Consider the following 19,343-nt stretch of genomic DNA (forward strand, 5'->3'; position numbering starts at 1 on the left):
CCAATCGGCCCGGCGAATATCTGGTGAGCAAGACCAACTGGCAGTAGAGTAAGAAATCCTGATAGCTGATGACGATGAGCGTGTGATGACCCAGCTGGCCCCGATTATCAATTTGTCCTCCCATCCGATTATGGATGCCGAATACCTTGCCAGTTGCAAAGCGTCGCTGGACGACAGCGGTGCGCTGGTCCTGCGAAATTTTCTGACTGCCGACGCGCTGGATGCTATACGCCAGGAGGGTGAAGCGCAGCAGCATATGGCGTTTTATACCGCCAGCAAGCACAACGTTTATCTGAAAGCGCCGGATGACGCCTATGCGGCCGATCATCCGCGCAACCATCAGATTGTCTCGTCCAAAGGCTGCATCACCGATGATCAGGTGCCCGAGCACTCCCCTTTGCGCACGCTGTATAACGCCGAGGCATTTAAAGCGTTTCTGTGCAGCGTGCTGGGCGAGCAGCAGCTGTATCCCTATGCGGATTCCCTTTCCTCTATCAATCTGCACTATGCCCACACCGGGCAGGAACTGGGCTGGCACTTCGATAACTCGTCGTTTGCTATCACCCTGCTGATCCAGAAACCGCAGGGCGGCGGCGTGTTTGAGTACGTCAGCAATCTGCGCAATGCTGAAGCGGGCGAGATGAATTTCGAGGGTGTGGAAAAGGTGCTGCACCAGCAGCAGCCGGTCGAGAAGCTGGCGATTAATCCCGGCGACCTGGTGCTGTTCCGCGGCCGCAATGCGCTGCACCGCGTCACGCCAACCGAAGGCGATACCAGCCGGATGTTGGTGGTGCTGGCCTACAATGCCCAGCCCGATATTGCCCTGTCCGAAACCGCCCGCATGACCTTTTACGGCCGCCTTTAAACGTCGGAACAGTCCGGCGCGATGCATATCGCCACGCGCCTGACTGCCCTTCTGCTGTCTTTCTGCACCGATCTTGCGCCCCAATTCAACGCACGCCTGAAACGCCGGCCAGCTGAACTATTCAAAATCAATAGCTTATTTTTGGCACTCATTTTGCAATCTCATTAAGTGGAACACAATCCCATTTTATGAGACCTCGCCATGTCCATTCTGGAAACTACCGCCAGCATTCTTAAATTGATGGTATCGCTGCAAAGCGGAATCCGTATCAATGACGTGATCAGCCATCTCGGCATGCCCAAGAGCACGGCCTCCCGAGTGATGAATCAGCTGGAATCTTATGGCTATGTCGAAAAAGACGAAGCAAGAGGCCTGTTCCTGCCCGGTCCGCTGATCCTGTCCGCTTCACATCTGGTGAATCGCGCCGCGCCGCTCAGTGAACTCGTCGATAACGCGTTGCGATCGTTATGCGAACAGACGGGATACACCGGCTATATCTCGATGCTGGATAACCAGGAAATCCTGGTGCTCAGAGTCATTCACGGTCGCCAGACGCTGCCAGTGGTGACCTGGCCGGGTTCACGATCCCCGGCCTGGGGCACTTCAACCGGTAGAGCCCTGCTGGCCCGTCTCAGCGAACCCCAGCTGCAGGCCTTCTTAACCAGTCCTCAGGTCCAGACCCAGCTGATCGGCACCGATCACAGCATTGAAAAATTGACCGCGGCGATTGCCGTTGCCCGCGACGCCGGTTTTGCCACTGCGGTGAATGAGTCGGTGGCCGAGACGGCGTCGGTCAGTTGCGCCATTGGCGATCCCACCACCCATGAAGCGGTGGCGTTTTGCCTGTCCTTCCCCCAAACGCTGGCCCAGCCAGAAGAGCTGCAGCGTATTGCCACCTTGCTGAAAGAGACCGCCTTGCTTATCGCCCAGAAAACAGGTGACCGGCTGGTGAGCCACCAGCCTTAACAATTTTGCCAATACCAGGAGATTCACCGTGAGTCAGAAACCACGTTCAAACTCATCCCACGATGAGGTCCATCCCCGCACTTTCGCGCCAGCAACACTGCTGCTGCTGCTGGCACTCAGCGTGTTTGGCGCGATCATCGGGGTTCAGTTACTGACCACCCTCGGCGTCACGCCAAATACCGCCATTATTGGCGCGATGGTGGCGATGGTGATCGCCCGTATTCCGCTGCAATGTTTTGCGCGGTTTCGCTCGATCCATATTCAAAACCTGGCACAGAGCGCGACCTCAGCGGCGACCTTTGGCGCGGCCAACTCGCTGCTGCTGCCGGTTGCCATCCCGTGGCTGTTTGGCCGTCAGGATATGGTAATGCCGATGTTTTTCGGCGTCGCGCTGGCGATGTTGCTCGACGGCTATCTGCTGTACCGTCTGTTTAACACCCGCATTTTCCCGGCAGAGGGCGCATGGCCACCGGGCGTGGCGGCCGCCGAATCGATCAAAGCGGGCGATCAGGGCGGCAAGCACGCGGCCCTGCTCGGCGTGGGTATCGCGATGGGTGCGGTGGGTTCCTGGTTCAAATTCCCGATGGCCGCACTGGGAACGGCGTTTATTGGCAACGTCTGGGCGCTGGGCATGCTCGGCGTTGGCTTCCTGTTACGCGGCTATTCGCTGCCGATGTTCAATATTGATATCAACAAACTCTATATCCCGCACGGCATGATGGCCGGTGCAGGCATCGTGGCGTTATTCCAAATCGTCAAGCTGGTGCGCAGCGGTAAGCATGACGTTCAACCGCAGAACGCCGCAGCGGGCGTATTGCCAGAAACACAAAACGCGCAGATCGGTAAAACGCTGCGATTGGGTGCGCTGGGGTTTGCGGTCATTTCGGTATTGATTGCGCTGAGCAGCGGCCTGTATCTGCACCTTTCGTTGCCATGGCTACTGGCCTTTATGCTGTATTCCGCCTTTGCCGCGTTCCTGCATCAGATGATTGTTGGTCTGGCAGCCATGCATTCCGGCTGGTTCCCGGCGTTTGCCGTGGCGCTGATCACCCTGCTCGTCGGCATTCTGATTGGCTTCCCGCCTGAAGCGCTGGCCATGCTGTGCGGCTTTTCGGCTGCCACCGGTCCGGCTTTTGCCGATATGGGCTATGACCTTAAAGCGGGCTGGATCCTGCGCGGTAAAGGCGAATTTACCGCGTTCGAACTGGCGGGCCGCCGTCAACAATTGCTGGCCGCAATGCTGGCCTTCGTGGTTGCCATCCCGGTGGTGCTGTTTATTTACAAAGGCTACTTCTCGCAAGGGCTGATCCCGCCAGTCGCCAAAGTGTATGTGGCGGCCATTAATGCCGGGGTCTCGATGGAGATCGCCAAATCCCTGCTGATCTGGGCCATTCCTGGCGCATTGATCCAGTTGGTGGGCGGCCCAGGCCGTCAGATGGGCGTATTACTGGCAACCGGCCTGTTAATCAATAACCCGATGGCGGGATGGGCAGTACTGATCGGCATCCTGATCCGTACCGTATGGCTGCGGATGGGCGGCGAGCCCGCACGTAACAAAATGGAAGTGCTGGCGGCTGGCATGATTGCCGGTGATGCGCTGTTCAGCTTCTTCACATCGGTTCTGCCTGGCGGCAAAAAATAATTCGTCTATTTAAGGGAAAAAATGAGCTTACATCAGACTTTACAGGTATTTGAATTACTGGACAGCGCCTGGGCCAGTGGTCAGAAGGTGCAGCAACTGCTGGCGGGATACGCCAATGTGGAGGTCACGGTGAAAGAGGTTCACGGCCTGAAGGGCAAAACCGATTTCATCAAAATCGTTATCCCCGGCTTTGAAGGTAAACGCCTGGGCGGCTCGGCACCCACGCTGGGCATTGTTGGCCGGCTGGGCGGCATTGGTGCCCGGCCGGGGCGCATTGGCATGGTTTCCGATGCAGATGGCGCGGTGGCAGCCGTTGCGTCGGCACTGAAGCTGGCCGAAATGCAGCGCCAGGGCGACAGCCTGCCGGGCGACGTGATTATCACCACCCATATCTGTCCGGACGCCCCCACCCGCCCACATGAGCCAGTGGACTTTATGGACTCGCCGGTCGAAACCGAAGACATGAATGAGCAGGAAGTCTCCGATGAGATGGACGCGGTGCTGTCCATTGACACCACCAAAGGCAACCGCATCATCAATCACAAAGGCTTCGCCATTTCGCCGACGGTGAAAGAAGGCTATATCCTGCGCGTGTCGGAAGACCTGCTGCGGGTGATGGAGATGACCACCGGACAGCTGCCGGTCACCTTCCCGATCACCACCCAGGACATCACGCCTTATGGCAACGGCGTTTATCATCTGAACAGCATCCTGCAGCCGTCCATCGCCACCCGCGCACCGGTGGTCGGTGTGGCGATTACCGCCGTCGGTCTGGTACCGGGTTGTGGCACCGGAGCCAGCCATGAGGTGGATATTGCGCTGGCCTGTAAATTTGCCGTTGAAGTGGCCAAAGAGTTCTCACGCGGCACCTGTCAGTTCTTTGATCAGGATGAGTATCAGCGTCTGCTGAAGCTATATGGCTCGTTGGCTCATCTGCAAAAACGTCAGCCGGAGGTTTGAGATGGCAATCACGAAAATTGGCACGCTGACCATTGGCCAGGCCCCGCGTAGTGACATCACACCGATTCTGGATAAGGCTCTGCCTGGCCACGTCAGTTGCCTGCACGCCGGGGTGCTGGACGGGCTGGACGATGCCACCATTGCCAGCCGCTTCACGGTGATCCCCGGCGAGGCAGTGCTGACCTCACGCCTGCTGGACGGTCGTGCCGTGGTGATGGGGAAAGCGGCGGTCGGCCTGGCGGTGCAGCAAAAAATCAGTGAACTGGCGGCGGCAGGCTGTCAGCTGGTGGTGCTGCTGTGCACCGGTGAATTTCATGGACTGCACGGTGATGGCGCCTGGCTGATTGAACCCGACCGGATTATGCCGCCGACGCTGAATGCGCTGGTCGGCGATCGTCAGGCGGGGATCCTGGTGCCGCTGGCCTCGCAAATTGCCAGCGAGCAACAGAAGTGGCATAACGCTACCCGTCCGCCGGTATTTGCCGTGGCGTCACCCTATACGGCGACGGAAGAGGAGGTTGCCGCCGCCGCCCGATCGCTGGCCGATCGGGGGGCTGAGATTATCCTGACCGATTGCATGGGCTACACTGGCTGGCACCAGGCAATCTGTAAACGCCGCGTCGATCTGCCGGTGATTTTATCGAATCAGCTGCTGGCGGACCTGTTGCGTAATCTGTTGTAAAAGGAGCGATGATGAAACTGCTGTTACTGAGTAATTCCACCTTACCGGGCTCCGGTTTTCTTGGCGCCGCTAAGCCGCTGATCGGCCGCGATCTGACACCCGGACAGTCGGTGGTGTTTATTCCCTTTGCGGGCGTAACCCAAAGCTGGGATGCCTATACCAACAAGGTGCGCGACGCGTTAGCCGACCTGCAGCTGGAGATTACCGGCGTGCATTCCCTTGCCGATCCGCTGGCGGCGATTGCCAGTGCCGACGCGATTATGGTCGGCGGCGGCAACACCTTTAACCTGCTGAAAGAGTGCCGCATGCGCGGGCTGCTAAAACCGATTGCGGCCGCGGTGAAGAAAGGCGCGCAATATATTGGCTGGAGTGCCGGCGCGAATCTGGCGTGCCCGACCATTCGCACCACCAACGATATGCCGATTGTCGATCCGGGTGGCTTCGACGCGTTAAATCTTTTCCCACGGCAGATCAATCCGCATTTCACCAATGCATTACCGACCGGCCATCAGGGGGAAACCCGTGAACAGCGTATCCGCGAGTTACTGGTGCTTTCCCCTGAGCTGGAGGTGATCGGCCTGCCGGAAGGTAACTGGATTGAGATGCATGACGGCGAAGCCTTTTGCCACGGGCCGCATGCCACACTGCTGTTTAAAGCCGGTGAAGATGCGGTGGCCCTCACAGCCGGACAGCGGCTCCTCTGATATCGGCTACTTGCTCAACAACGCCTTCCAGGCCCGGGCGAAGATCTGCTGGGTGCGGAAGGCGATCAGCGCCTGCCAGTCAGGATCGCAAGGATAGAAACCGTCATAAAGATCCTGCTTGATCTGCTGCCCGCGATCGCTGGCAGGATCGCCATACAGATGCAGCCAGTGATCGTCGCGCACGCGGCGATGCATCTCTTCCCCGTCCAGCGTACCGCACTCCACCACCAGCTGCAGCAGCTGCGTCCCCGGCAGAAGATCGAGCATAAATTGCGACAGATAGCCGGTCGCCGTCGCGGTGACGCCGGTTTCACTGTCGCGTCCGGCGCCGGTGATCAGCACCGTCAGCCATTCGCCAAAGATCGCCCGCGCCTGTTCGAGCGCCGGATAATCCCGTTCGGCAATCGCCATCAGCATCGGATGACCATAGGCGCCCGCACCGGTATGCAGATCAAAGCTGATGATGCGCTTCGCCTGCGCCAGGTGACGGGAAATGATGGTTTTCAGCGTCTGATGGGACCAGCTGGCCTGCTGGCCGCCGAAGAAAATGCCGTCGGCAAACTGATACTGACCGGCTTCCACAATGCGCTTAACGCCCGCCCAACCCAGCGCTTCGCGACTGGCCTGCAACAGCGCATCGGCCTGCTGACGCGCTGCGCCATCCAGATCCTTGCAGCTATAAACGGCATGCAGATCGCGATAAGCGGCGTTATCCGGTGCACCGGCCGCGAAGTCGATAAAGTTACGGTTAAGATCGGCGTTATCTTCGTTCACCCGGCGCAGGTGGGCCGTGCCCCACGGATTGATCAGATGCACCATCACCAACGCCACACCGGCGGGCAATGTTGCAGCGTCGAGTCCGTCCAGCCAGGCAATCTGACTGTCCGATCCGTAATAGCCTTCAACACCGTGGGTGCCGGAAACGATCAGCAGCAAATTGTCAGCGGCCGGGTCGCCAATCACCGCCACATCGGTGCTTAAGGCTTCGCCCTTCGGCCCGCTCAGCGGATGGGGATAATGGGTGACGTGGCCATCCAGCCGCGCCACGGCGGCAAGAAAGCGCGCCCGCTGCGCGCTGTAATCAGGTAGGGATCGCATCAGGCTCACTTCTGAATATGATAGACGTCAAAGCTGAAGTACTTCTTCGCCAGCCGCTCGTAGGTGCCGTTTTTATGCAGTTCGGCCAGCGCCGCGTTGATCTTCTCAACCCGCGCCCGATCGTCTTTGCGCAGGCCGATCCCCACGCCTTCGCCGAAGTATTTTTTGTCATACAGGGTATCGCCGCTGATCTGGTAATCCTTGCCCTGTGGCGACTTCAGGAAGCCGGTTTCCGCTGAGGCGGCGCTGGTCAGCGTTGCATCTACCCGTCCCGATGCCAGATCCGGCCAGATCTCTTCCTGGTTAGGATAGGACACCACGTTGATGCCGGTGGTTGCCCAGACGGCTTTGGCATAGGTTTCCTGAGTGGTGCCCTGCGCGACGCCCACTGACTTGCCTTTCAGCGACTCCGCATCGGGTTTCAGGCCGCTGTCCTTCTTGGTCACCAGCGCGCTTGGCGTGTTGTAGAGCATATCGGTGAAGGCAACCTGCTGGCGGCGTTTGTCGGTCATCGCCATCGCCGAGAGGATCGCATCGAATTTACGCGCCTGTAGGGCCGGAATAATGCCGTCGTAGCCGGTCTGCACCCACACGCACTTCACCTTCATCTGATGGCAAATGGCGTTGCCCATTTCAATATCAAAGCCCTGCAGGCTGCCATCGGGCGCTTTGGACTCAAACGGCGGGAAAGTGGGATCGACGCCAAAACGCAGCGACTCGGCAGCAAAAGCGGTTGAACTGGCGCAGGCGAGCAACACCAGCGCAGACAGGGCGATTTTTTTCATGCAGGCTCCCAAAAAAGCAAAAAGGGTTAATAAAAAAGCGGTTATCCTCTTTCATACCATGATTTATTGCGCAAAGTGGGGATTTTTTCTTCGCTGTGAACAGGCGCTGCGCAAAAAAAAGAGCCTTCATAAGAAGGCTCTGATTCAGTGACAACGCGGATTAGCGTTTGGGTGCGGCATCCGGATACATCTCCAGCAGGCGGCGCGTGACGCCGTTGGTCCAGCCGAAACCGTCCTGCAGCGGATACTCACCGCCGCCCGCCAGCACCGGCGCGCGTCCGGCGACGTTATATTTTTCGACCATCTTGTGATGACGATGGTAGGTGGCGCCGACAATCTGCAGCCAGCGGGTAGCAATCTCTTTCGCCAGCAGCTCTTCGCCGTAGTTATTCAGCCCTTTGATCGCCATCCACTGCATTGGTGCCCAGCCGTTAGGCTTGTCCCACTGCTCGCCGGTCTCTTCCACCGTTGACAGCACCCCGCCCGGCGCCAGCAGATGCGAACGGATGGCCGCTGCAGTGTGCGTGGCCTGATCGAGGCTCGCCATACCGACAAACAGCGGCGTTACCGACGCGGCAGAAAACGCGCCTTTCTCACGGTCACGCCAGTTGTAGTCGCGATACAGACCCGCTTCGGCATCCCACAGATATCTGTCGAGGATTTCCCGGCGGCGCACCGCTTTCTGCTGGAACAGCTCGGCCGTGGCATGGTCGTTTTTACTGGCCGACAACCGCGCAATGGTGGTTTCCAGCTTATAAAGGAAGGCGTTCAGATCCACCGGCACGATGCTGGTGGTCTGGATGCTCTCCAGACGGCCAGGCTCGCTGAGCCAGCGCGATGAGAAGTCCCAGCCGGACGCCGCACCGGCTCGCAGGTCGCGGTACACTTCGTTCGACGGACGCGAAGAGTTTCTCGCCGTTTCCACATCTTCAATCCACGACTCGTCGCGCGGCGTATCCCGATCGTCCCAATAGCGGTTGAGCACCGAGCCATCCGACAGCATCACCACGTGGCGATAGGCTTCATTCGGCGTCAGCGACGCTTCACCATCCATCCAGAATTCGTACTCGCGCTTGAGGTGCTTCAGATAGCGCTGCGCTTCGTGCACGCCGTCCTTTTCGAACAGCTCAACCATCATCGCAAACACCGGCGGCTGGGAGCGGCTGAGGTAATAGGTGCGGTTGCCGTTAGGGATATGCCCGTAGGTGTCGATCATCCAGGCAAAGTTATCCGCCATATTCTTCAGCAGATCGGTGCGACCGCTGGCGGCAAAGCCCAGCATGCTGAAGTAGGAATCCCAGTAGTAGGTCTCACCAAATCGTCCGCCCGGCACCACGTAAGGCTGCGGTAACGGCAGCAGCGAAGAGAACTCCGAGTGCTTCTCCGGCTTGCGGGTTAACACCGGCCACAGCGCGTCGATATGCTCGCCCATCGATTTATTGGGGTCCGAAACATAGCGGCTGTCATGGACTTTTGGCAGGTCAAAATTCTCCAGCACGAACGCCAGTAAATTAAAATCCTCGCGCTCACGCTGCATAAAATAGCGGTACAGAATTCTTTCAGGTTCAATTTTGGGCGCACAGTCGGCAAACGTTTTACTGTCAGTAAATATCCGCGACGTTTGTACGGCTTCAAACAGCTCCTGATACCGATCGGAAGGCGTCAGGATGTCCGATGCGGGCAGACCACGAATCGACTCCGGTTGCGGTTCAACGACCGATTCCAGACCCGCCTCGTAATCGTGATAATAGGCTTCGTAGTCAGTCTGATTATTGTCAATGATTAGGTCATTTTGGTTAAAAGTGATAGAAACCTCCTGTGCCAATTGATATCGACAATGATTGCGCTGAATTTCAGAAACAAGCCCTCAGTATAGTACCCCAGTCTCACAACGCAACCCATTGAACTTATTACCGACGATGAGAAGATATTTCAAAAAATAACCGTACGCGGTTACTTAAGATTATTCTGCATATTAATTTACAGTAATTGAAAAGCGAGCATTCCATATCGCCGTTGTTCGCAAGCCCGCCAGCCCTGCACTTAAGCCAAACCGTTAAAATGATGTTTATTTATCCAGTTTTGAAATTAAATTAACTGAAAATTTACATTTATAAAAAATAATTGGTTTTACCATTTACATTATATTTAAACCGCCGAATACTGTGCGCACCAGATCGTCGCGCAGCCCTTGCCACGCCTGGTAAAAATAAGTTTATCTGATAGCAAACCAGACCTTTAAATGATTAATTAAGGAACTCTCGTGGCACCGGTAGTAAATAAATCCGCAGCGTTGCACTCGGAAAGCCTCTCTGATGAGGATGACAGTTTAGTTTCCCCCCTTGATACATCCGCTCCCATAAATAAAACCTATATTACCCGTGGAACCCGGCGTTTTACCCACGCCACGCTGGCGCTATTTTGTGCCGGGCTTTCGACGTTTGCGGTGTTGTATTGCGTTCAGCCCATTCTGCCGGTGTTCTCGCAGAGTTTTCATCTGACGCCGGCACAGAGCAGCCTGTCACTTTCCGTCACCACGGCGATGATGGCATTGGGATTGCTGGTCACCGGGCCGTTGTCGGATGCCATCGGGCGCAAATCGGTGATGTCGATTTCGCTGCTGCTGGCGGCGTTCTTCACGCTTATCTGCGCCACCATGAGCAGCTGGGAAGGCGTACTGGCGATGCGTGCGCTGACCGGCCTGGCCCTCAGCGGCGTGGCGGCGGTGGCGATGACCTGGCTGAGCGAGGAGCTGCACCCGGTGTTCCTCTCCTTCTCGATGGGGCTGTATATCAGCGGCAACTCGATTGGCGGGCTGGTCGGCCGACTGTCGACCGGGATGCTGGCGGATCACTTCTCGTGGAACGTATCGCTGTTTGTGGTCGGGCTCTTTGCGCTGGCGGCCGCCGGGCTGTTCTTCCGCCTGTTGCCGCCGTCGCAGCATTTCCGCGCCTGCTCGCTGCGGCCGCATAAGCTGCTGGTCAACTTTATGTTCCAGTGGCGCGACATGGGGCTGCCGATGCTGTTTATCGTCGGGTTTATCCTGATGGGCAGCTTTGTCACGCTGTTTAACTACGTCAGCTACCGCTTTATGGCCGCACCGTTCTCGTTAAGCCAGACGGTGGTCGGACTGCTGTCGGTAGTGTATCTGACCGGCACCTACAGCTCGCCGCGTGCGGGAATGATGACGGTGAAATATGGCCGTGGCGTGGTGCTGATGGGCGCGCTCAGCCTGATGCTGGTCGGCTTGTTAGCCACCCAGTTCACCACGCTGTTGCTGGTATTGCCGGGACTGATGCTGTTTGCCGCCGGCTTTTTTGCCGCGCATTCGGTGGCCAGCAGTTGGGTAGGACACCGCGCCCGCCGCGCCAGAGGACAGGCGTCGTCGCTGTACCTGTTCTTCTATTACCTCGGCTCCAGCGTGGCCGGTACGCTTGGTGGCGTGTTCTGGCACAACTGGGGCTGGATGGGGGTTTCCGCCTTTGTGGCGGTGATGCTGATCGGCGGTCTGTTTCTGGCCAACAACCTGCGTAAGATCCCGGTGCTGGTGAAAAAAGTTCGCTAACCGGCGGGCGGAGCTCAGGCTCCGCCCCTGCTCGCCTGCCGTGACGATTTACTTCCCCCTGTCCAACCATTAAGCTAGCGCCCCTGATTATCACACCCCTTTATTCCCCGCCTGCGACCCTGTTCAGGCTGAGAATTTTCAGGAGCCGAACCGGCGATGAGCGACGTAGAAAACCTGCAGGGGATGGTGATCTTTGCCAAAGTGGTGGAGACGCTGAGCTATACCGAAGCGGCAAAGCTGCTGGGATTATCCAAATCCTCGGTGAGCAAAGAGATCTCCGCGCTGGAAGTCCGGCTGGGCACCAAACTGCTGCAACGCACCACCCGTAAAATCGTGGTGACCGATGTCGGCATGACCTGGTATCACTACTGCGCGCGCATCCTCAGCGAAGTGAAAAGTGCCGGGCTGTTTATCCGCCAGTATCACGAAGAGCCGACCGGCAGCCTGCGCGTGGTGGCGCCCGTCACCTTTGGCTGTCAGTGCATCGTGCCGGTGCTCAATCAGTTTGTCGCCAATAACCTGCATGTCAGCGTCGATCTGGACCTGACCGATCGCCCGGTTAACCTGGTCGATGACAATGTCGATTTGGCGATAGTGATCCGCCGCGAGCCGCCGGAGCATGCCCACTGCACGCCGTTGATGGACATCGGCTGGGGCCTGTTTGCCGCACCGGACTATCTGCAACGCTTCCCGCCCATCGCCCAGCCGGACGATTTACCACGCCATGACTTTATCCTGTTCCGTGGCCCGGCCCACACCATCTCGCTGCCGTTCCGTAAAGAGAAGCAGAAGCTGGATATCGAAGTGCGTAGCCGTTTTCGCGCCAATAACAGCACCGCACTGCTGAATTCCGCCATCGCCAACAGCGGCATTGCCTATTTGCCGGAATACGTCGCGCAGGAAGCGGTCAAAGAGGGCAAGCTCAGTCGGGTGTTAGCGGAATGGGAAATGGACGTCTATCAGTCGTGGATCCTGACCAAAGCCGACAGTTTGATTTCACCGCGGGTCAGGGTATTTATCGAGGATTTGCAGCAGGCGTTACGCTTGAAATAAAGGGCGGAACAGCGTCCGCCCTCTGCATACTTAGTAGTAGTTACCGTGACGGTAATCCCAGGTGGTGAAGGTGTCAGACAGCATCGACATAATTTTGTCCACATCCAGACCTTTACGGATCAGGATTGGGCATGGCGTGATGTTGCGCTCGCCTTTCTGCTCTGGCACCAGTTTGCCCTGCTCATCCACCATCGCCACCATCACACCCTGCTCGTAACGGGTTTTCTCAGACTCGTTCGGCTGGATGGATTTCACGTAGTCGTTGGCTTCAATAATCAGGTCAGCCTGCGATTCGATACGCTCGCCGATCCCTTCGACCAGGCCACGGTTGCCTTTGCCTGACGGGTTAGCGGAGCTGGCGAAGGAGAATTTACCGTGGTTTTCCCACAGCTCTTTCGCCAGGTTTTCGCCAGGGGTACCGAATTTGATCACGAAGCAGCTGGTCTGACGGCGATCCATCATCAGGTCTTTTGAACCGTCTTCCGGAATGCGTGCAACTGCGTCTTCTTTCCACGGCAGGATGCAGCCCAACAGCACGTCCTGATCCCAGTGCTGCTGATACAGCGATTCAATTTCCGGGTTCAGCTGCGCCAGCTCTTTCAACTGCTCCAGAGAACCACACAGCACCACGCCCGGCTTGTTGCGGTTGCGCTGCTTGGCATCAAATTTACGCTCCAGCCCTTTGGCATCGGAGGTCATGATGATGTAGCCCACTTTGGTCGGGCAGACGATCATGCCGCCGTCAGCAGACAAAACCTTAACTGCTTCTGGCTGTAAGCCGCCGTTCCAATGGATAGTCTTATTGCTCATGGTCGCACCTGTATAACGTAGAGGGTTAAAGTGTGTCGGTCAGTATTTCAAGGTAGCACGGCTGGCTAACCCTGCACTGGCCTGTTGCAACCATCCTGACGTTAAACCGCCATTCAGGCAACAATAAAACACTTTAACCCTGCATTGTTTTCCACAGGAAACAGTTGTTGCTGAAAACCGAAATCAGGAAGGGATCAGCTTTTCCGCTTTCAGCTTGTCGAACAGCGCGAAAAAGGCGTCACGCGTGGACTGATAGCCGGTGAAGCCCGCTTTACGGCTCTTGCTGATGTCGGTAAACACTTCCATCGGACGGCCCAGATCGGCATCGGTATGCCACCAGGACACCAGCTTGCTGATATCCGCTTCCTTCAGGTTGAACTGCTTCGCCAGCGCCTGCCACTCGGCGGGAGCCGCGTCCATGCGCCCATCCAGCGGTTGCACGTCGTCCGGGAACGGCGCGGCCTCAATGCCAAAGTAGCTGGCGATTTCGCCCCACATCCACTTCCAGCGGAACACGTCGCCATTCACCACGTTATAGTCCTGATCCTGCGCCGACGGCGTGGTGGCGGCCCATTCGAGCTGCTGGGCGAGAATATGCGCGTCGGTCATATCGGTGACGCCTTCCCACTGCGCTTTGGAACCTGGGAAGACAAACGGCTGGCCGGTCTGCTTGCACAGGCTGGCGTAAACGGCCAGCGTCTGGCCCATATTCATCGCATTGCCCAGCGCGAAGCCGATGATGGTGTGCGGGCGATGCACGCTCCAGCTGTAGCCATATTTTTCGGCACCCGCGAACACTTCGTCTTCCTGCGCGTAGTAGAAGTTATCCACCGGCCGGCGGCCCTGCTCTTCGCGGAACGGCGTCATCGGCACCGCGCCTTTACCGTAGGCATCAAACGGGCCGAGGTAGTGCTTGAGGCCGGTGACCAGCCCGACGTGGCCGCCTTTCAGGCTGTCGCCCAGCGCGTCAATCACGTTGCGAACCATGGCGCTGTTAACGCGGATGTTCTCTTTCTCGTTGGCCTGACGGGCCCAGACGCTGAAGAAGACCTTATCCACGGTGACGCCTTGCAGCGCCTTTTCCACCGAGGCCTGGTCGGTGAGATCGGCAGTCAGCGCGGTGCAACCGGCAGGCACCGCGGTGCGTCCACGGGACAGGCCGTAAACCTGCCAGCCGTCACCGGTGAGTTGTTCCGCCAGCGCGGTTCCAATGACGCCACTGACGCCGACAATAAGTGCACGTTGTTGCATAGCCAGACTCCTGAATAAAGGGGTAACAATCAGCTTAATAGAGAATTGGAGTCTTATCTGAGGTATAAATTCACATAATTAATGAACTGGATTCCCTAATGATGATGACTCAGGATCGCCTTAAGGGCATTACGCCGTTTGTGGCCAGCGTCGAACAGGGCAGTTTTACCGCCGCCGCTGCGGTACTGCACCTGACCAGTTCAGCGGTCAGTAAAAGCGTGGCGAGGCTGGAAGCGCGATTAGGTTCGCAGCTGTTTGAACGCACCACCCGCCGGCTGGCGCTGACCGACGCCGGTCAGGCCTTTTATGAAACCTGCACGCGCGTGCTGAACGAGCTGTCGGAAGCGGAGTCGGTGCTGGCGGCGCAGCGCGCCATCCCGGTCGGCCGGTTGCGCATGGCGGTGCCGCACACTTTTGGACGGATGCAGGTGGTGCCGCTGCTTAACGACTTCTGCCTGCACAATCCGGAGATGCAGGTCAGCCTGTCGTTCTCGGATCGTATTGTCGATCTGTTTGAGGAAGGCGTGGATATCGCGGTGCGCATCGGTGGCCCGGCAGACTATCCCCCTTCGCTGGGCTTTCGTTATCTCGGCCGCGAGAAGCTGATCTTCTGTGCCTCTCCTGCCTGGCTGGCGCAGCACGGCACGCCGGCATCGTGGCAGGAACTCGCCAGCCATCGGGCGATTGTGTATGACCGGGTTGACGGCAGCACCAGTCCATGGCACCTGATGTCGCCGGATGGGCGGATGACCACGCGCACGATGGCGCACCGCATGGCGCTGGGTGATGGCGAAGCGCAGGTGGCGGCGGTGGTCGCCGGATTGGGCGTGGCGCAGATGGCAACCTGGCTGATGGAGAAACAGCTGCAACGCGGTGAGCTGGTGCAAATCCTGCCGGCGCTGACGGTGGAAGGTTTGCCGCTGACCGTGATCTGGCCGCGCAAAAAGCAGCTGACGCCCAAGGTGGATGCGCTGCTGTCGGTGCTGACGGCGCTGCGGATTGCCTGATCGCAGGCAAAAAAAATGGCCGGAATATCCGGCCATTCAGCGTGTATGAAAGCGTTACTTCTCTTCCATCAACTTTTCAACGTCGGCATTGCCCTGATGCTCAGGCACCGTCTTGCGCACTTTCGCCACATCGCTGGCGCTGACCTGCTGCTTCGCGCTGTTGCCCCAGCTGCTGCGGATAAAGTTCACCACGTCAGCGACCTGCTGGTCGTTCAGACGCCAGCCGAAGGCCGGCATGGTGATGCTGGAAGGCGCACCCTTCACGCCAGGCAGCGTGGCACCGCTGAGCACGATATGGATCAGCGAGGTTGGGTCTTCTGCCTGCACCACCGCGTTACCGCGCAGTTCCGGGAAGAAGCGCTTATAGCCGCTACCGTCGGTTTTATGGCAGGCAGCACAGCTGTCGACGTACACCGAGGCGCCCGGCTTGCTGTCATCGCCTTTCCACAGGGCTTTCGCCACCGCGTCATCAGACTTGAAGCCGACCTGATTCGGATCGCGCGCGCCCAGCGACTTCAGATAACGGGCAATCGCCGTGGCATCTTCCGGGCTGAGGTGCTGCAGGCTGTGCTCGACCACATCGGTCATACCACCGAATACGGCGGTCTGATCGTTACGGCCGGTACGCAGGAACTGCACCAGATCGTCTTCACTCCAGCGGCCCAGGCCGTCACGGTTATCGCCACGCAGGTTGCTGGCGGTCCAGCCATCAATCGGCGCGCTGCTGCCGGACAGATAGTCACTGCCTTCGCTGTCGTTGAGGGCTTTTTCCTGCATGGTCAGGCTGCGCGGCGTATGGCAGGCACCGCAGTGGCCGAGGCCTTCAACCAGGTACTGACCGCGTGCCAGCACCGCATCCTGACCTTTGATTGGCTGGAAGGCCTTCACGTCCGGCGCAAACATGCCGCGCCAGATCGCCAGCGGCCAGCGCATCGACAGCGGCCACGGAATGTCGCTGTCCTGATTGGCCTGCGAAACCGGCTGCACGCCATGCATAAAGTAGGCATACAGCGCCTGCATGTCCTCATCGCTGACCACGGCGTAAGACGGATACGGCATCGCCGGATAGAGCGTATCGCCGTTCTTCGCCACGCCATGACGCACCGCTTTCTGGAAATCGTCGTAGCTGTAATCACCAATACCGGTTTGCTTATCCGGCGTGATGTTGGTGGAGTAAATATTGCCGATTGGCGTCGCCATCGACAGGCCACCGGCGAACGGCTGGCCGCCCGCTTTGGTGTGACAGGCCACGCAGTCACCGGCGCGCGCCAGGTATTCACCGCGTTGGATCTGCGCCGCGCCGGAGTCGTCCGCCAGCGCGGCAAAGCTTGCCATGCCCAGTAACAGGGCCGGGATCATCATCTTCATCGGGTTGTCCTTATGCCTGCACCAACGGACCTGGATTTTTCAGGTACTGTTCACGAATCGCTTTAGCTGACCAGTAGGTCAGGGCTGCCACCATGCCGGTTGGGTTGTAGCCCAAACCTTGTGGGAAGGCAGAAGCGCCGGGGACAAACACGTTCGGGACATCCCAGCTCTGCAGATAACGGTTCACCGCACTGGTTTTTGGATCTTCACCCATAATCGCGCCGCCGTTCATATGGGTGGTCTGATAGACGGTGGTGTCGAAGTGCGTGCCGGCCGCTTTCGGTGAACCGCTGATCAGTTTCGGGTTCATCGCTTCAGCAATTTTGTGCATTTTGCCGTGCATGAACTGCGACATCTTGATGTCGTTGTCCTGCCAGTCGAAGGTCATACGCAGCAGCGGCTGGCCAAAGGCATCCTTGTAGTTCGGATCCAGGTCCAGATAGTTGTTGCGATAGGACTGGTGAGCCCCGTGCGCATCCATCGACACGTGATGGGTGTAGTGATCGGCCACCGCGGCTTTCCACTTGCTGCCCCAGTTTGGCGTGCCCGGAGGCGTTGGCAGACCGGAGATAGGCTTCACGCCCGCCTGGTTCACCCACATTGGCGAGCCGCCAACAAAGCCGTATTTGGCGTGGTCAAAGTTATCGGCATTGAAATCATCCAGACCCACGCCCGCACCGCCCGCACCAATAAAGTTATTGGTGAACACGTCCTTATCGAAGAACGCCTTGATGGTGGAGATGTTCTGGTAAGCAAAGTTACGGCCCACGGTCCCTTCATTGGTCACCGGATCGTATGGCTTGCCAATGCCGGACAGCAGCATCAGGTGCACGTTGTGGAACTGGAAGGCAGAGAGGATCACCAGATCGGCAGGCTGCTCAATCTGACGGCCTAATGCATCGACATAGGTCACGCCGGTGGCGCGCTTTTTATCGGCGGTCAGGTTAACGCGCAGCACGTTGGCGTTCTCACGCAGTTCGAACTTCGCTTCCTGACGCAGCGCCGGCAGGATATTGACGTTTGGCGAGGCCTTGGAATACATGTAGCAGGCATAGCCGCTGCAATAACCGCAGAAGTTGCACGGCCCCATCTGCGCGCCATAGGTATTGGTATACGGGCCGGAGGTGTTGGCCGACGGCAGATCGTACGGGTGATAGCCGATGGATTCTGCGGCCTGGGCAAACATCTGCGCCGAGAAGGTGCGCTTCTGGGCCGGCAGCGGGAATTTATCGGAGCGGTCTGGCGCAAACGGGTTGCCCTTGCCCTGACCAATCACCTTGCCTTTTACGCTCCATTCAGAGCCTGAGGTGCCGAACACTTTCTCCGCTTTGTCGAAGAACGGTTCCAGCTCGTCATAGGTGACGCCGTAATCCTGAATGGTCATGCCTTCAGGAATGAAGTTCTTGCCGTAACGCTCTTCGTAATGGCTGCGCATACGCAGTTCCATCGGGTCGACGCGGAAGTGCACGCCTGACCAGTGCAGGCCCGCGCCGCCGGTGCCGGTGCCCGGCAAAAATGCCGCCAGCTGACGATAAGGCTGTGCGGTTTGCGCCGAATTGTGACGGATGGTGACGGTGCTTTTCGACAGATCCTGGAACAGCTTTTTACGGATGTTATAGGTCAGCTCATCAATTACCTGCGGATAGGCGCCGTCCGGATAGGTATCGCGATGCGGGCCGCGTTCCAGCGCCACCACGTTCAGACCGGCTTCGGTCAGCTCTTTGGCCATGATCGATCCTGCCCAGCCGAAGCCGACGATCACCGCATCTACTTTCTTCATTTCGTTTGCCATGGTTATGCTCTTTCCCCACGAATCGATACCGGTGGGAACGGATAACGCTCGCCACGTTCAACCCAGTCCATAAAGTCCGCACGCGCGCCGGGGAAGTTAATCAGCGTCCAGCCGACCATGCCCTGATTGCCGCCGTGGATCGGATCGCTGAAGAACCCTTCGCGGGTGTTCTGCAACAGGAAAGAGAAGAAGACTTTGGCCGGAACCTGTTTGAACTCGACGCTGCCCGCTTCGAACGCCTGCAGCAGCGTATCCTGCTGGTCCGCGCTCAGTTTGGCGAAGACCTTGCCATGCTGCGCTTTCGCCACCGCATCGGCATCTTCCAGCCCTAACCGGTAAATCTGGCGGGGCACCAGCGGGTACTGATAGCCCAGTTCTTTGTCGGCATCCGGGTGGAAAGGTCCCTGCATATACCAGTTGGAACCAATGGCATACGGCGTATTCATCTGGCGATCGATATATTCCGCCACGCCCGCTTCCAGCGCGCCAGGTCCACGATCGTCGGCCGGGATCAGGCGCGCGCAGGCGGCCTGCACAAAGGCATACTCTTCGGGGGTGAACCAGGTCGGTTGGTAATCACGGGCTTTTTGTGGACCGGATGGCGCGGATTCTTTCGCGGCGGCCGGAGCAGCGGCGGTCAGCGCGCCAATTCCGGTACTGCCGATCGCCATGGCCGGAGCCAGGGTGATGGTTTTCAGCAGAAAGTCCCGGCGGGAGCTTCCTGTGGTTTCTTTCGACATGACATTGCCTTAATAACTTGCGCCTGGTGCTTCGGCTTAGGATTCACGGTTGCTT

17 protein-coding genes are annotated in these 19,343 nt (G+C 58.2%); 9 read left to right on the forward strand and 8 right to left on the reverse strand.

The features are described 5' to 3' along the window. Positions 1 to 85 precede the first annotated feature (85 nt). The 6 genes from AC0IXH_RS15700 to pepE all read left to right on the forward strand — a co-directional run bounded on the left by AC0IXH_RS15700 (position 86) and on the right by pepE (position 5,819). A complete protein-coding gene (locus AC0IXH_RS15700; protein WP_471720693.1) occupies positions 86 to 865 on the forward strand; it encodes a HalD/BesD family halogenase in 780 nt (259 codons plus the stop codon). A 201-nt stretch (positions 866 to 1,066) separates the two neighbouring features. Then, complete coding sequence (locus tag AC0IXH_RS15705) at positions 1,067 to 1,831, forward strand: IclR family transcriptional regulator (RefSeq protein ID WP_013200428.1); 765 nt, start codon at positions 1,067 to 1,069, stop codon at positions 1,829 to 1,831. Positions 1,832 to 1,859: 28 nt separating this feature from the next. Beyond that, on the forward strand, positions 1,860 to 3,473 hold the full coding sequence (locus AC0IXH_RS15710; protein ID WP_013200427.1) for an OPT/YSL family transporter: 1,614 nt from the start codon (positions 1,860 to 1,862) through the stop codon (positions 3,471 to 3,473). 21 nt (positions 3,474 to 3,494) lie between these two features. Then, on the forward strand, positions 3,495 to 4,433 hold the full coding sequence (locus tag AC0IXH_RS15715) for a DUF1177 domain-containing protein (RefSeq protein ID WP_106381932.1): 939 nt from the start codon (positions 3,495 to 3,497) through the stop codon (positions 4,431 to 4,433). Between the two features lies 1 nt (position 4,434). Further along, positions 4,435 to 5,115: an AroM family protein gene (locus AC0IXH_RS15720; protein WP_013200425.1), complete on the forward strand. Its 681-nt coding sequence runs from the start codon at positions 4,435 to 4,437 to the stop codon at positions 5,113 to 5,115. An 11-nt stretch (positions 5,116 to 5,126) separates the two neighbouring features. Continuing rightward, entirely contained in the window at positions 5,127 to 5,819 is a 693-nt protein-coding gene (pepE, locus tag AC0IXH_RS15725) for a dipeptidase PepE (RefSeq protein WP_013200424.1), read from the forward strand. Between the two features lie 6 nt (positions 5,820 to 5,825). On the opposite strand, the gene AC0IXH_RS15730 is transcribed toward pepE, so the two are convergent. The 3 genes from AC0IXH_RS15730 to AC0IXH_RS15740 all read right to left on the reverse strand — a co-directional run bounded on the left by AC0IXH_RS15730 (position 5,826) and on the right by AC0IXH_RS15740 (position 9,509). Continuing rightward, the gene (locus AC0IXH_RS15730) at positions 5,826 to 6,917 is read right to left on the reverse strand and encodes a DUF2817 domain-containing protein (protein ID WP_471720694.1); all 1,092 of its coding nucleotides are present in this window, start codon (positions 6,915 to 6,917) and stop codon (positions 5,826 to 5,828) included. A gap of 5 nt (positions 6,918 to 6,922) precedes the next feature. Beyond that, on the reverse strand, positions 6,923 to 7,702 hold the full coding sequence (locus AC0IXH_RS15735; protein ID WP_471720695.1) for an ABC transporter substrate-binding protein: 780 nt from the start codon (positions 7,700 to 7,702) through the stop codon (positions 6,923 to 6,925). A gap of 160 nt (positions 7,703 to 7,862) precedes the next feature. Further along, positions 7,863 to 9,509: an alpha,alpha-trehalase gene (locus AC0IXH_RS15740; RefSeq protein WP_041692193.1), complete on the reverse strand. Its 1,647-nt coding sequence runs from the start codon at positions 9,507 to 9,509 to the stop codon at positions 7,863 to 7,865. 456 nt (positions 9,510 to 9,965) lie between these two features. On the opposite strand from AC0IXH_RS15740, the gene AC0IXH_RS15745 reads away from it, so the two are divergent. Further along, positions 9,966 to 11,267 (forward strand): MFS transporter, encoded by a 1,302-nt coding sequence (locus AC0IXH_RS15745; protein WP_206404094.1) that lies wholly within the window; start codon positions 9,966 to 9,968, stop codon positions 11,265 to 11,267. 156 nt (positions 11,268 to 11,423) lie between these two features. After that, positions 11,424 to 12,320, forward strand: coding sequence for a LysR family transcriptional regulator (locus AC0IXH_RS15750; protein ID WP_134823268.1), 897 nt, complete (start codon positions 11,424 to 11,426; stop codon positions 12,318 to 12,320). A 30-nt stretch (positions 12,321 to 12,350) separates the two neighbouring features. Here the strand turns inward: AC0IXH_RS15750 and AC0IXH_RS15755 are convergent, their stop codons facing one another. Together AC0IXH_RS15755 and AC0IXH_RS15760 are read right to left on the reverse strand one after the other, a co-directional pair. Then, entirely contained in the window at positions 12,351 to 13,130 is a 780-nt protein-coding gene (locus AC0IXH_RS15755) for an L-threonylcarbamoyladenylate synthase (protein ID WP_013200418.1), read from the reverse strand. Positions 13,131 to 13,313: 183 nt separating this feature from the next. Beyond that, entirely contained in the window at positions 13,314 to 14,381 is a 1,068-nt protein-coding gene (locus AC0IXH_RS15760; RefSeq protein ID WP_471720696.1) for an SDR family oxidoreductase, read from the reverse strand. A gap of 98 nt (positions 14,382 to 14,479) precedes the next feature. On the opposite strand from AC0IXH_RS15760, the gene AC0IXH_RS15765 reads away from it, so the two are divergent. Next, a complete protein-coding gene (locus AC0IXH_RS15765; RefSeq protein ID WP_471720697.1) occupies positions 14,480 to 15,388 on the forward strand; it encodes a LysR family transcriptional regulator in 909 nt (302 codons plus the stop codon). 54 nt (positions 15,389 to 15,442) lie between these two features. Here AC0IXH_RS15765 and AC0IXH_RS15770 read toward each other — a convergent pair whose 3' ends face one another. From AC0IXH_RS15770 to AC0IXH_RS15780, 3 genes are read right to left on the reverse strand one after another with little or no spacing between them, the layout of a single operon-like run. Next, positions 15,443 to 16,756: a c-type cytochrome gene (locus AC0IXH_RS15770; RefSeq protein ID WP_041691866.1), complete on the reverse strand. Its 1,314-nt coding sequence runs from the start codon at positions 16,754 to 16,756 to the stop codon at positions 15,443 to 15,445. 10 nt (positions 16,757 to 16,766) lie between these two features. Beyond that, entirely contained in the window at positions 16,767 to 18,548 is a 1,782-nt protein-coding gene (locus AC0IXH_RS15775; protein WP_013200413.1) for a GMC family oxidoreductase, read from the reverse strand. A 2-nt stretch (positions 18,549 to 18,550) separates the two neighbouring features. After that, a complete protein-coding gene (locus AC0IXH_RS15780) occupies positions 18,551 to 19,288 on the reverse strand; it encodes a gluconate 2-dehydrogenase subunit 3 family protein (RefSeq protein WP_151038482.1) in 738 nt (245 codons plus the stop codon). Positions 19,289 to 19,343: the final 55 nt, after the last annotated feature.

The sequence above is a fragment of the Erwinia sp. AC075 genome (genome assembly GCF_979253995.1).